Annotated in this window: 14 protein-coding genes; 7 read left to right on the forward strand and 7 right to left on the reverse strand. The window is 34.9% G+C overall.

Annotation, left to right across the window (positions count from 1 at the left end):
* Positions 1 to 47 precede the first annotated feature (47 nt).
* Positions 48 to 1,823, forward strand: coding sequence for a chloride channel protein (locus tag DWB61_RS12850; RefSeq protein ID WP_125031313.1), 1,776 nt, complete (start codon positions 48 to 50; stop codon positions 1,821 to 1,823).
* Position 1,824: 1 nt separating this feature from the next.
* On the opposite strand, the gene DWB61_RS12855 is transcribed toward DWB61_RS12850, so the two are convergent.
* The gene (locus DWB61_RS12855; RefSeq protein ID WP_125031314.1) at positions 1,825 to 2,277 is read right to left on the reverse strand and encodes a DUF4268 domain-containing protein; all 453 of its coding nucleotides are present in this window, start codon (positions 2,275 to 2,277) and stop codon (positions 1,825 to 1,827) included.
* Positions 2,278 to 2,417: 140 nt separating this feature from the next.
* Here DWB61_RS12855 and DWB61_RS12860 point away from each other — a divergent pair, with 140 nt between their 5' ends.
* From DWB61_RS12860 to rnhA, 6 genes are all read left to right on the forward strand, one after another.
* Positions 2,418 to 3,566 (forward strand): metallophosphoesterase, encoded by a 1,149-nt coding sequence (locus tag DWB61_RS12860; RefSeq protein ID WP_125031315.1) that lies wholly within the window; start codon positions 2,418 to 2,420, stop codon positions 3,564 to 3,566.
* A 7-nt stretch (positions 3,567 to 3,573) separates the two neighbouring features.
* Positions 3,574 to 4,248 carry a DUF4956 domain-containing protein gene (locus DWB61_RS12865; protein ID WP_125031316.1) on the forward strand — a complete coding sequence of 225 codons (675 nt, stop codon included), beginning with the start codon at positions 3,574 to 3,576 and terminating at the stop codon, positions 4,246 to 4,248.
* 44 nt (positions 4,249 to 4,292) lie between these two features.
* A complete protein-coding gene (locus tag DWB61_RS12870; RefSeq protein WP_125031317.1) occupies positions 4,293 to 5,360 on the forward strand; it encodes a hypothetical protein in 1,068 nt (355 codons plus the stop codon).
* A 92-nt stretch (positions 5,361 to 5,452) separates the two neighbouring features.
* The gene (locus DWB61_RS12875; RefSeq protein ID WP_125031318.1) at positions 5,453 to 6,055 is read left to right on the forward strand and encodes a ribonuclease HII; all 603 of its coding nucleotides are present in this window, start codon (positions 5,453 to 5,455) and stop codon (positions 6,053 to 6,055) included.
* A gap of 351 nt (positions 6,056 to 6,406) precedes the next feature.
* Complete coding sequence (locus DWB61_RS12880; RefSeq protein WP_125031319.1) at positions 6,407 to 8,587, forward strand: S46 family peptidase; 2,181 nt, start codon at positions 6,407 to 6,409, stop codon at positions 8,585 to 8,587.
* A 144-nt stretch (positions 8,588 to 8,731) separates the two neighbouring features.
* On the forward strand, positions 8,732 to 9,187 hold the full coding sequence (gene rnhA / locus DWB61_RS12885) for a ribonuclease HI (RefSeq protein WP_125031320.1): 456 nt from the start codon (positions 8,732 to 8,734) through the stop codon (positions 9,185 to 9,187).
* A gap of 15 nt (positions 9,188 to 9,202) precedes the next feature.
* On the opposite strand, the gene DWB61_RS12890 is transcribed toward rnhA, so the two are convergent.
* From DWB61_RS12890 to napH, 6 genes are all read right to left on the reverse strand, one after another.
* On the reverse strand, positions 9,203 to 9,628 hold the full coding sequence (locus DWB61_RS12890) for a hypothetical protein (protein WP_125031321.1): 426 nt from the start codon (positions 9,626 to 9,628) through the stop codon (positions 9,203 to 9,205).
* Between the two features lie 59 nt (positions 9,629 to 9,687).
* On the reverse strand, positions 9,688 to 10,545 hold the full coding sequence (locus tag DWB61_RS12895; RefSeq protein ID WP_125031322.1) for a YjjW family glycine radical enzyme activase: 858 nt from the start codon (positions 10,543 to 10,545) through the stop codon (positions 9,688 to 9,690).
* Entirely contained in the window at positions 10,520 to 12,061 is a 1,542-nt protein-coding gene (locus tag DWB61_RS12900) for a YjjI family glycine radical enzyme (protein WP_125031323.1), read from the reverse strand. Before DWB61_RS12900 ends, DWB61_RS12895 begins: the two co-directional genes overlap by 26 nt.
* Before the next feature lie 191 nt (positions 12,062 to 12,252).
* Entirely contained in the window at positions 12,253 to 12,597 is a 345-nt protein-coding gene (locus tag DWB61_RS12905) for a chaperone NapD (RefSeq protein ID WP_125031324.1), read from the reverse strand.
* Positions 12,598 to 12,637: 40 nt separating this feature from the next.
* Positions 12,638 to 13,204 (reverse strand): nitrate reductase cytochrome c-type subunit, encoded by a 567-nt coding sequence (locus DWB61_RS12910; protein WP_158614419.1) that lies wholly within the window; start codon positions 13,202 to 13,204, stop codon positions 12,638 to 12,640.
* A gap of 35 nt (positions 13,205 to 13,239) precedes the next feature.
* A complete protein-coding gene (napH, locus tag DWB61_RS12915) occupies positions 13,240 to 14,103 on the reverse strand; it encodes a quinol dehydrogenase ferredoxin subunit NapH (RefSeq protein ID WP_225423392.1) in 864 nt (287 codons plus the stop codon).
* Positions 14,104 to 14,145: the final 42 nt, after the last annotated feature.

A 14,145-nucleotide genomic window follows, 5' to 3' on the forward strand; every position in this document is an offset into this window, starting at 1 on the left:
CACATTCTATTTGGTAAATTAGATGGTAACAACTCCAAATAAGTTTCATGGCGAAAACAACTAGGTGGCGTCGCTTTTTGATTTGGAGGCTTCGCCATATCAATAATCAGACTTTTATTTTAATCTTAAGTGTCTTCATAGGGATCACTTCAGGAATGACGGCTCTAATTTTAAAAACAGCCGTTTACCGAGGTCGTGAATTCCTTCTTGAGGGCATTAATTGGAGTTATCAAAATTATTTGTTTTTCCTTTATCCCATGATTGGTGTCGGTTTAACATTAGTATTCAAAAAGTATATCATTAAGGATTTTGTTAAGCACAATATTACTTCTCTTCTACATGCCATTTCGAAACGGAATAGTATTGTCAAATTACATAAAACATATTCTTCGGTAATTGGTTCTATCATTACAGCAGGATTTGGTGGCAGTATTGGTTTAGAGTCACCAATTATATCTTCAGGTGCAGCTATTGGTTCAAATATGGCTCGTAATTTTCATCTAAATTATAAGGAAATTACGATACTAATGGCATGTGGTGCTTCAGGAGCAATTGCAGCTATTTTTAATACCCCAATTGCAGCTATTGTTTTTGCTTTGGAGGTTTTGTTAATTGATCTATCTCGTTTTTCACTTATCCCTCTTTTAGTTGCGTCAGTCAGTGGAGCTATAACAACCAAGTTATTCCTAGATGAAGATATCTTGATTGAATTCGCGATTACACATGCCTTCGAGATTAAAGACATTCCCTTCTTCATTCTTCTAGGTATTTTATCAGGTTTGACTTCGGTGTATTTTACCAGGATGTTCCTTTGGATTGAAAATCAATTTGAGTCTATTCGTTTATTGCGGAAACGGATGCTAATTGGTGGACTTGGACTCGGTATTCTTATTTTTTATTTCCCAGCACTTTATGGAGAAGGTTATAATGTGGTTAAGGCTTTGATTGGCGGTCGTTTAGATGAAGTTTTTCAATCGAGCTTGTTTGAGAGTTATACCGATGTCTGGTATATGGTTGTTATTTTTATTGGAGCTATGGTTATCCTTAAAGTTATTGCAACCTCAATAACTATTGGTGCTGGAGGGATAGGAGGAATTTTCGCACCCTCAGTTTTTACAGGTGCCATGTTAGGTTTTTTATTTGTGTTTATTTACAATCATTTTCAGTTTGGCGAACCTTTGTCGGCTAGTAATTTTACTTTAGTCGGGATGGCAAGTGTTTTAGGAGGTGTTCTACATGCGCCACTAACGGGGATTTTTCTAATTGCTGAAATAACCAGTGGTTATGAGTTGATTGTACCTCTAATGCTATCAACGACAATTTCATTTATCACTGTGAAAAGTATTCAAAAAGAATCTATTATAACTTCTCAGTTGGCAAAAAAAGGAGAGCTAATTACCCACAATAAAGATCAAGCCGTTTTACGATTTATGCAACTGTCAAAAGTTATTGAAACTGATTTTAAGAGTATTGATGAAGATGCAACACTAGCTGATCTGGTTAAGGTGATATCTAAATCGAAAAGGAATATTTTCCCGGTTATTACTGAAGAAGGATTTTTAATTGGTGTTGTTTTATTGGATGAAGTTAGAGAAATCATGTTTAACGAAGAGATGTATAAAACACCTATAAGTCATTTAATGATTATGCCTCCAGCTTCTATCTCTTATCAGGATTCTATGGAAACTGTTCTAAAAAAATTCAAAGAAACTGGAGCTTGGAATTTACCTGTAATAGATAATGGCAAATACATTGGTTTTGTTTCCAAGTCCAAATTATTCTCAGCCTATCGTCAACTTTTAGTTAGGATTACTGCTGATTAGCTTAAACCCTATACATGACAACTTCTTTTACATCGAGAAATGCCTCTTCAAGTAGACTCATCTGTTTAAAGAAAAAATCATAACATTTTTCCCAATCTTCTTTGTTGTAAATTGAGACATCAGGAAGTTGATAATAAATGACACTTACTTCTTTAAAACCCTTTATAAAGTAGTTTTTGTCCCAGATTAGATCTTCTCCACAAGTTTCATCAATCACAGGTTTATATTTTTCAAAACTTTCGAATACAGCCAATCTGTTTGCATCCAGTTTACTATCAACTTGGAGCATTACAAAAGCACCTTCCTCATTTAAATCGAACTTCAACTGAACTTCTTTTATCTGAGTTCCCTTAAGAACCCAAGAAGTCATTTTACGACCTTTCTTTTTTGAGTAGCGCTTGAATCCATCCCAAAAACCTATCTTAAATGCTTTAACTTCGTCCTTAGTGTACATATTTTATTAGTTCAATTGAAATTCTATACTTGTGTAATATTTTTACTTAAAACACAAAATTAAGGATATCTTAAGATTATTAAGCTTTCTGGAAGGATAAAAAATAATGCTATCTTTAAAATTCAAACGATTAGAAATTAATGACTAGAAATAGTATCCTAAAATATATATTGCCTTTATTACTTCTTTATTCTTTAAAGAGTATGGCTTATTTCGATTCTGATTCGACTAATATCGATTCGCTTCGCGTGTCTAGTTATGTTGAGGGACCACATATCAAGTACCTTTCATCCAATCGAGTTGAAGCCTTTTATATCAAACACGATAGTCTGAAAAATAGGACAAAAATTATTCGTAAATATTTTAGGTATAAGAATGATACAATTCGCTTCAATGGATTTTCTGGAACTGATCGGGCAGAATACATTATACCACGGACGATTAAACCCAATTCAGGATTGATACAGTCTAAGGGTAAGATTGCTGTTTTTGGTGATATACATGGCGAATTCGATTCGATGAAAGCCATGTTGCGTTTCAACAAAATTATTGATGATAATAACAATTGGATATGGGGTGATGGACAAATCGTATTTACAGGGGATATTTTTGATCGAGGTGATAAGGTGACAGAATGCTTGTGGTTACTTTTTAATCTCGAATTGCAAGCTCAAAAAGCGGGTGGTAATGTCCATTTACTATTGGGAAATCATGAGATGATGGCTCTATTGTTTGACAATCGATATGTTGATAAAAAGTATCTTCATGCGGCACATGCTAACCAGTATCATTATTCCCATTTCTTTGGAAGACATACTGTTTTAGGTAAATGGTTGCGTGCTCGTAATACGGTCATACGTATTAATAAACTACTTTTTGTTCATGCTGGTATTTCTCCAAAATTAATGGATAAGAGAATGAGTATTAAAAAAATTAATGAGGGGATGCGCTATCACATCAATAATTATACTCAACTTGAAGATACTAGTTTGGTGGACTTATTTTTATATTCAGAGAGTCCTTTATGGTATCGTGGTTATCTTTCGAGAACAGAAAAATATTCAAGAATAAGCTTGAGAGAAGTTATAGAAACTTTAGATTTCTATGAAGCTATCGTTATTATTTTTGGTCATACACCAGTCGCAAAAGTTTATCCTTTCTATTCATTTAAACTGATTGCAATGGATGTTCCAATTGGAGATCCAAAATATATAGACCAAGGCTTATTGATAGATAATCAGATGTATTACCGTATCTTTGCACACAAAGAAAAAGAACGTATAAAATAGATAAATAATGGATCTTCTTTTAAATTCACCCGAAATATCAACAGAAATGCTAGGAGGCAACTTTCTTGATTTGATGTTACGATTTGGGCTAAATCTTTTAGCGACAATATTTGTTATCATATTTGTTTATTTTAGAGCTACGGGGAAACGCTCCTATGTGTTTACCTATATTCTAATTTCTACGACAATCTTTTTTCTTTGTTTTCTTTTGGGAAGCATCGATTTGCAATTAGGTTTTGCTCTTGGTCTATTCGCTATATTTGGTATTATTCGCTACCGTACTGATACCATTCCTATTAGAGAAATGACCTATCTCTTTTTGGTGATTACTCTATCCGTAATTAATGCACTGGCTAGTCGAGAAGTTAGTATAAGCGCTATTCTATTTACAAACTCCTGCTTAATGGCTACTACTTGGGTCATGGAGACCGTATGGATGAAACGTCATTTGGCTAGAAGAAGTCTTATTTTTGATCGTATGGATCTTATTCATCCTTCCAAAAAACAGGAATTAATTGATGATATCATGGAAAGGACAGGTATAGAGGTTGTCAAGTTTAAAGTTGGCCAAATTGATTTATCTAAGATGAATGTTCGCCTAACCATTTTCTATAAAGAAGAGACTACTCCTAATGTTTTATCTGATCCGGAAATGAGTGATAAAAGTTTCGATCAAGATTAAATTATAGTTCATTAGAGTTTTTAACTCTCAAATAAAAGTTTCTTATGAGATCATTTTTTAAAATACAAGTTCTTTTTTTGATCTTAATTTTGATTTCTAGTCGACTTTATTCTCAAGAGTCAGGAAATGAAAAGCTATTCGAAGCTCCTTATTTATTTGGGTCTGACACTTTGATTGAGCTTTCGATTACAACTAATATTAAAGAATTAATTAAAGATACTGGCGAGAAAAGTAAGTATCATCAAGCACGTTTGTCTTATCAATTGGGAGATTCAGTTGTAAGTATGCTTGTACAATTAAAAACAAGAGGACGTTTTAGAAAAGATAGGAGTATCTGTAAATTCCCTCCTCTAAGGATTAAATTCAATCAGGCTAGTTCTAGTTATACTCTTTTCCACGGTCAGGATAAGTTAAAAATGGTTGGACACTGTAGAAATAATAGTTCTCGATTCCAACAGATGGTTTTTCAAGAATATCTCATTTATAAAGCCTATCAAATACTTACTCCTGAGAGTTTTAATGTTCGTTTGGCAAGGGTAACCTATAAGGATAGTGCTAAAGACGTGAAGAATTTGGAAGAGTATGTTTTCTTTATTGAAGACTTTGAGAAAATGGCGAAACGTAATGGTAAAATTCCAATTTATAAGGATCGTATCCACCAAGATAATACGATGATCAATAAGGTGACTCGACTGGCTGTTTTTCAATTTATGGTTGGCAATACCGATTGGGGTGTTCCCACTCTTCATAATATTAAAATAATTGCTAAAACACCAACTTCTCGACCAGTGCCTGTCCCTTATGATTTTGATTGGTCTAGTTTGGTAAATGCCCCATATGCAGTTCCCAATGAGATATTAGATATTGAGAGTATTCACGAAAGACTTTATCGTGGTTACAAGCGAACTCCTGAAGAATTGGAATTTGTCTTTAAAGAGTTTAGAATGAAGAAAGATGCTTTTTATGCTCTTTATCAAAACACAGATTTGCTTACAGAAAAAGAGATAAATCGAGTTATTGACTATTTCGATGAATTTTATGAGATAATTAATGATCCTAAGCTTGTAGAAGTTTACTTTATTGATGGTGCTCGCCAATTGAAGTACAAGTAATTTTAAAACTATAGGTCCCATTACCTTTCCAGCAAAGCCTAAAAAGCTTTTCTTTGTATTTGATAAAATATAGATCATCAGATAAGATAATTATGGGATTACTTTTAGCATTTGATAAAAATAAAGTTGAAGCAGGTTGCGACGAAGCAGGTCGAGGTTGTTTAGCAGGACCAGTTGTTGCCGCAGCAGTTATTTTACCTTCAAAGTTCAAAAATGCGATTCTTGATGATTCTAAAAAGCTAAGTGAAAAAAACCGTTATGCTTTAAGGGAGATTATTGAGAAGGAAGCTTTGGCTTGGGCTATAGGTATCGTTGGTCCTGAAGAAATTGACAAAATCAATATTCTAAATGCCTCTTTCTTAGCGATGCATCGTGCTATCGATCAATTAAAGTTAAAACCAGAACAACTCTTAATCGATGGGAATCGTTTTAACCCCTATAACAATACCCCTCACCATTGTATTATAAAAGGAGATGGGAAATATTTAGCCATTGCCGCAGCTTCCATATTGGCAAAAACCTATCGAGATGACCTCATGCTGGAGCTGCACGAGAAATATCCTATCTACGATTGGAATAGCAATAAAGGTTATCCTACTAAAAAACACAGGTTAGCTATTCGTGAGCATGGTAATACACCACATCACCGGAAAACTTTTGGAATGCAGCCTGATCAATTGAGTTTAGAATTTTAACCGATTACACGTTATTTTAGGGATTAATATTCTTCTTAATATTTTCATATAATCAAGACTATAAGGGTATTATGCTTTGAATGGGTGTTTTTTCTTCTGTCAAAAAGATAAGTACAACGAGAAAATTCACGGTTTAATCTAAATTAACCGTACAAACTTAAGTGTTAGTATGTTGATTAACATCGTTTTGCGTCTTTTCTTGTGATTTGGATTTACGATGTTTTCTTCCCAGATTCAGGAATAATATTAACTTTGTGTTCATAGATATACTTATAATCAACATTCACAAATAGTGAAGTTGCTTACTGATTGAAAGTAAGACCTTCACAATAGATTCTAAATTAAAACAAGATGAGAAAATTAGCATCATTGGTTTTGGGTTTAAGCCTTTTGTTAACTTTTAGCACTGCTAAAGCTGACGAAGGAATGTGGCTTTTATCATTACTGAAAAAACAAAATGCTGCAGAAATGCAGAAAATGGGCTTTAAATTAAGCGCTGAAGATATTTACGACATCAACAATAACTGCATGAAAGATGCTATTGTTGGTTTAGGAAGAGCAGGTAGACCTTTCCGTCATTTCTGTACGGGTGAGATCATCTCAAATCAAGGTTTATTCTTAACTAACCACCATTGTGGTTTTCCATCTATTCAGTCACACTCAACCACTGAGCACGATTACCTTGAGGATGGTTTTTGGGCTTATGACAAAAGTGAGGAGTTAACAAACGAAGGCATAACGGCTTCTATTCTGGTACGTATGGAAGACGTAACTAAGAAAGTTTTATCAACTGTTAATGATGAAATGACAGAAGATGAACGCTATGCAGCGATTGAAAAAGTAGCTACCGAGATTGAAAAAGCAACTGAAGAAGCTTCTGAATACAGAGCTAGTGTTAAGAGTATGTTCGAAGGTAATCAGTACTTCCTTTTTGTTTATGAAATTTATGAAGATGTTCGTTTGGTAGGTGCTCCTCCTCAATCAATGGGTAAATTTGGTGGTGATACTGATAACTGGATGTGGCCACGTCATACGGCTGACTTCTCTATGTTCCGTATCTATACAGATGCCAACGGAAAACCAGCTAAGTATGCTGCGACCAATATTCCATTGAAGCCAAAGCATCATTTACCTGTTTCTATCAAAGGTGTTCAGGAGAAAGATTTTGCTATGATCATGGGCTTCCCTGGAACTACAAATCGTTATCTGACTTCTTTTGGTCTTGAAGAGACAATGAATATCACAAATCAGAATCGTTACGATATTCGTACTGTGAAGTTGGATATTATGATGAAGGATATGTTGAAAGACCCTAAGGTTCGTATTCAGTACGCTTCAAAGCATGCGGGATCTGCTAACTACTGGAAATATTCTAATGAGCAGAATAAAGCTTTAACCAGCCTTAACACAATGGCTGCTAAGAAAGAGATTGAGTCTGAATACAACACTTGGGCTAACAAGAAATCGAAAAGAACAGCTAAATATGGCGATGCCCTGAATATGATTGAGAAGTCTTATGCTGATCGTAAAGAAGTTCGTTACGATATGTCATTCTTAAGTGAAGCTCTTCTCCAAGGTGCTGAGATGTATATGTTTGCATATAGATCAACTGGTTTAATGAAAAAATTATCGGCTGATACGCTAGATCAAGATGCTATTGCTAAAACGGTTGAAGGTCTTAAAGGTTCTGCTAAAGGATTCTACAAAGATTATAACCTTTCAACTGATCAGAAGTTAATGGCAGCTCTTTTTGCAAAATATGCTGAAAATATTCCTGCAGAGAAACGCCCTGATATCTTTAAAGTAATTGCAGAAGAGTATAATAACGATTTCGAAAAATTTGCTGCTGAAGTTTATTCTAAATCAGTTTTTGCAAGTGAAGAATCTTTCAATAAGTTTATCGAAAACCCAACAGCAGAAGTTATCGAGAATGATATGGCTTACAAAGTAGGTAATTCTATTATTGCTTTGTATAGAACGATTTCTGGTGAAATGGACAAAGGTGCTGAACAACTTAGAAAAGGTAAGCGTTTATTCGTTGACGGATTGATGCAAATTAATAAGAAGAAAAACCTTGCTCCTGATGCAAACTCTACTCTGCGTTTAACTTACGGTACTGTAGGTGGTTATTCTCCTAAAGATGCGGTTATCTTCAAGCACTACACAACTCTTAAAGGTGTGATGGAGAAAGAAGACTCTACAAGTCATGAGTTTAAAGTTCCAGCTAAATTGAAAGAATTGTATAAGAACAGAGATTTCGGTCAATATGCTGATAAAGAAGGTAACCTTCATGCTTGTTTCCTTACTAATAGTGATATTACTGGTGGTAATTCAGGTTCTCCTGTGATTAATGGAAACGGTGAATTGATTGGTACTGCTTTTGATGGTAACTCTGAGGCGATGTCTGGTGATATTGATTTTGAAGATAACCTTCAAAGATGTATCAACCTTGATATTCGTTACACTCTTTTCATCATTGAGAAGTATGCAGGTGCTAAAAATCTAATTGATGAGATGACTATCGTAAAATAATCTCTCTTAAGATATTATCTGTTCTAAACTGGTATTACAAAACAAAAGGATGTTCGATTGATCGAACATCCTTTTTTGTTATCTTAATATCCACTAAATTTGAACAGAATATCATTTCTGTATCCCGAACGAATCTTTAATAAAATGGCAAGAAAAATTACCATGTATACCGATGGCGCTTGTAGTGGCAATCCAGGACCTGGAGGCTATGGAACTGTTCTTATATCAGGCAAGCATCGAAAAGATTTGGCTGAGGGATACAAATTAACGACCAATAACCGTATGGAGTTGCTGGCCGTGATAATTGGTTTGGAAGCTCTAAAAGAAGACGCGTGTGAGGTAACAATTTATTCTGATTCGAAGTATGTGGTTGATGCAGTTGAGAAGAAATGGGTTTTTGGTTGGGAGAAAAAACGATTCAAGGACAAAAAGAATCCTGACCTTTGGATACGATTCCTTAAGATCTATAGAAAGCATCAAGTGAAATTCATTTGGATAAAAGGACACGCAAATATTCCAGGCAACGAACTTGCAGATAAGCTTGCTGTAATGGCTTCTCAAAAGCCCAACCTGCTGGATGATGTGGGTTACCAGGTATAGTTTATTCTGTCATAATTAGCAGAGAATTATTGCACTGACAATTGCGATAGGATATATGCAAAGTATGATTATAAAAAGAATACCTATGAATCGACAATAGGATTTCAAATTTTGAAGTGCGTGACGCATCACATCCTGATCGTCCTGATTTAAGGCTCTTTTTGCATATCTTGCAAAGCAATACAGGTAGTTTGAGGGGAAGTAGGCTAAAGCAGCCATCATCAAGAAAAATAGAGTCATCCCCCAGATTGGCAGATCATGATTGAAATGGGATTCAATCTTATGAGCAATTAAAGGAAATACAATTGAGGAAAGCAGAAGGATGCCAGTTTTTATAAAACCCAGAATGGCTAAAAAATTTCCCCACATGGCAATCTCTTTTAGATAAGTCTTAGATGCCTCATCAATACAAAGATTTTTAAAATTGGCTGTATCATTCATAACTAAAGCTTTAAAATACACTCTATAAGTTACGAAAATTTGAGGGAAAAGCTATAATATTAGATGATAAGGAGATTAAGACCAGCTGTTTCAAATCTATTTAAAACAGCTTTCATTTCATCTAGACTAGGTTCGTTTAGGAAGTTGTATTTTTCTCTAATTCCATGTTTTCTCATCTTAATCAGCACCTTTTTAACTTCAGGAGATAATCTTTTCATCAAATCTGTAATCTTTTTAATTTCTTCGTCGCTGTCATTATAAGTTGGAACGAATACTAAACGCAATTCTTTGAGTTTGCCTTTGAGATTAAGGTAATGAATCGACTTCAATATTTTCTCGTTTGAGAAACCAGTTATCTGTTTATGAATATCAGGCGAATAGGCTTTTATATCAATCATGAAACCATCAACCCAATCTAGTACTGTTTCCCATCTGTTCTGGTCTACATTGCCATTTGAATCAATCAAAATTGAAAGGGCCTTAAGTTCTGTATGGTTTCTTATTGAGATAAATAATTGTTCTAGAAATTTAGCTTGAAGCATGACCTCACCACCAGAAACGGTTATTCCAGATATAAAATCCTTGATTTCCAAAATCTCAGAAATCAAATCATTTACCGACATGCTTTTATAGAAAGGACTACTGTTCTCAGGACAAACTTTTAAGCAAGTATCACAATGTGTACAAGTCACATCATTATGAAAAATTTGCTTTTTCTCCTTATCAATAGCTAAACTTTGTGTTGGGCATGCAGTAGCACAAATTTCACAATAATTGCACAAGCCTATGGTATGTGAATTATGGCAATACATGCAATTAAGGTTACAAGCTTGGAAAAAGATGACCATTCTGTTACCAGGACCATCAATCACACTTGATTTGATGATGCCACTAATATTGGCTCGCAGTTCTCTCATGTGAGTTGACTCTTTTAGCTATTCTTTTATCCACATCAGCATTGTCCATCGAGTTAGCTGCAAATAGTGTACTCCCATATCTCGAACCTTCTTCTCTGAATTCTTTCAAATCGCTTCGGCGAACCAAATAGCCAGTGATTCGAATAAACTCGCTATCCGATAGATTGAAAGTGAACATTCTCATTCCCTTTTTAAAAGCACCTTTGATGATATCAAGAACAGCAAGTGGGTTTCTTTTTATGGTTTCATCGAAATGAAAAATATCGCTTATACCACCATTAAACAAGTGGTGATGTGGGGCGACTGTGTTAATATGTGAGTAAATGTCAGGCTCTTCGCCAATAGGGATTCTAGCTCCAGCTGTTTCTTCAATATCGATATCGATTCCCGATTGAGAGTGGAAAAAAGCTTTACCATTGTTGGCTTCACAATATGGTAATTGTCTTGAGTCAACCAATTTTTTCATCTCTTCAAGAATACGATGTCCCAATTGATTGGCTTCATCGTTCTGTCCGTAGGGATAATCTTGACCATTATTTTTCATCAATAGATTCACGCACTCTGCCAGACCATAAAAACCGAACATAGCTGAAAAGTTCTCCAACTTAATGATACCTTCCTGGGCTAAGAAGTCTGTTTCGAAATATTTCACAGTTTCGACCAAATACTTCATCCTTGCTTCAATAACATCCAGTGTCATTAGGCAATATTTGGGTAAGGTATTCGAAAAAAACGTTTCTAAATTTCCTTTATGAGCATCTGAAATCTTCTTTAGATTCAAACGGATTAAGGTATGAGAACCTCCACCTTCCGGTAGAGAATTATAACAGCTTACGACACCATAATTTCCTTTAAAATCAGCTGCTGTCATTTTATGATTTGCGATATGAGGTTTTGCTACCTCAAAAACAGTCTTTACAGCTTCTTCGAGAAGATCATCCGATGTTTTCTCTGTATCGTACTTCAACGTTAAGTTTGGTACGACTTGTTTGAATTCTCGCTCAATTTTTAATATTGATCGAGCAATAATATTGTCTTCAGGGCCGATATTGGCATGCACAAAAGCATCTGGCAAACATCTGTCTATATATCGCCAAAATAGTTTTAGTTTTTTATAGATGGCTTCCTCTGTTAAGTCTCCAACATAAGGAAGTAGTAGTTGATCTATACTGCCCAAATAAACAGAATAACCCGTTATTGAAGGAACATGGCTATAAAGAATTGATAAAAAATTGATAGCCTCGTCGAAGTCTGTCGGTGGATCAAGTTCAAGGTATTTAATACCCCTAATTAAGGCGAGTTTATAATCTGGAAGAATGTAACGTGGACGGTAGGGAGCAGATCCTTCAAACAAGTCGCAAATGACTTTTTCGCTCAAAGCCTCCATCGCTTCTGCGGATACTTTAGGATAGGCTTGTGTACTTTCAGCGATATAAGCTAAATGATGTTTCTTCTGCTTGTAATCTAAGTTGCCATCTGTTAAAACTTCCAGAACTCTATTTTTAATATCTTCCATTTTCTCTCAATTTGATAACTAGACTTTCAGTAACTCATTATTTGCCCTCAAAAATAGCTAAATCCTAGTTTATATGAAATGTTGTTAAATGGCTCATGATAATTAAATAAAAACACGAATTCACGAATCAATTTCTAATTCGAGAACTCGTGGTGTAAACCTATTTTAAGAAATGATAAGTCTCTATTTTATTAAAATTTCTTTTTCAAGTCTCCTGCGTAGTTTATTAAACCAGCACTCTCACTTGCATCATTCAACCATTCGTTTATGTCTCCTGATTTCTCAATTTGATCTTTTTCTTTATCCAACTCATCTTCTGAATAAGAGTACATCATATCGGCTGATATGACATGATCCATCTTTTGTATTTGTTTGAGCTTGGCTATTTCTTCACTGATATCTTCACCCTCGATCGTCACAATAATCTTTGTATCATCATGCATGAAATAGTCACATACATCAGAAGCTTTTATTAGCTCTAAAGTTGACTCGCAATGCTCAGGCAAGAGACGAATTACTATACTTGAAATATTCATTTACGTCTACTTTTAGTTTAAAATCATCAATCTTAATTCCTTAATTGATTCCTTCGTTCACCTTTTCTTTCAGGTCTGATTCCTTAATGCCAAAGGTTTCGCGGAATTCACGTGTAAATAAATTCTCAATATTGATGGTTACATTCGCTTGTGGAACATGACATTGAGAACAGTGAAAATAAGCATTATTCAATTCATCCATCTTCTTCACAAAAACTTTTGAATTATCCGGATTTGAATACTTGCCACCTTCTTCTTTCAAATCAGGACGCCAGGATTGGAAATGCGTTTTTGATATCTCACGAGCTCCAGATTCCTTAACTTTATCGGGCATATGACAGCTTAAACAGATGTTATTATCCATTTTAATAGGAAAGAATCCCGTTGTGGTGTGAGGAATCATTGGTGGAGCATTTTCAAAAGCACGTTCTATCGTGTTTCCAGCCGCTGGTTTATTCACATTAAAATCAGCTTTCATCTTAAAGTTGGTTTCATCTGAATCTAAATCGGCATCGATAAATCCTAATTTATCTTCATCAATTTTAGTCTCCTTGGGCTGTTGGCAAGCCACAACAAAAAATAGAGTAATCAGGGCTAAGTATTTCATAGGTTTTATTTTAGATATCATTTTCAGATTTTCGGTTATATAATGGTTTCCTTCTTCATGTCAAATTTTAAAACATATTTCAGGGCATTATCATCGCAAGCTTCGATGCAACGACCACAGTTTGTGCAGGCTCCAGAACGTATAAAGTCACTTTTTTTTCCAACGATAGATAAAACTTGTTCTTCAACACAAACATCGAAACAAGCCATACAATTAGTGCAATTCTCATGATTGTGCTTCACCTTAATGATTGCCTGTCTACCGAAGATGGAATAAAAAGCACCGAGAGGACAAATGTGACCACACCAACCTGCTTTTAGAACAAGCAGATCAACTAAGAATACCAAAGCAACAATAGCCAATCCTGATCCGGAACCAAAGACTATTGCTCTATGTAACATTGATATGGGACTTATAATTTCAAAAGCAGCCATACCGAATACAAAGGAAACGAGTAGACTCAGTCCAAGAATATAGAATCTAATACTTCGAGAAATATTAATTTTATTTTCAGCCTCTATCTTAAAAGTCTTTCGAAGCCGGAAGGCTAGATCAGTAATGATATTTAATGGACATATCCAGGAACAAAACATTCGCCCTCCAATAATCACATAGATTAGAAAGACAACCAAGGCTCCAATTAGAACTGAGCTTGAAGCCAGAAAACCAGCCGCAATTATTTGCATAAGAGCATAAGGATCACTCAAATTCATTACGTCAGCTATAATGGCGGAACTGTAATTTCCTCTCAGAAATTCCCAGCCGAAGTAGTTCCCTCCCGTAAAGAGAAGAAGGATACTTAGTTGGACAACACGCCTTGGTATTATAAATTGATATTTTCTCATTCTGACTGGCTTATTAAACGCACTCTTAAAATGTTTAACTACAGATTTTACAATTTTTTTTCAATGCCCATTACGTCATTATTTTCTCTGACGAAA

This window comes from Ancylomarina euxina, from assembly GCF_003863355.1.
Lineage (GTDB): Bacteria > Bacteroidota > Bacteroidia > Bacteroidales > Marinifilaceae > Ancylomarina > Ancylomarina euxinus.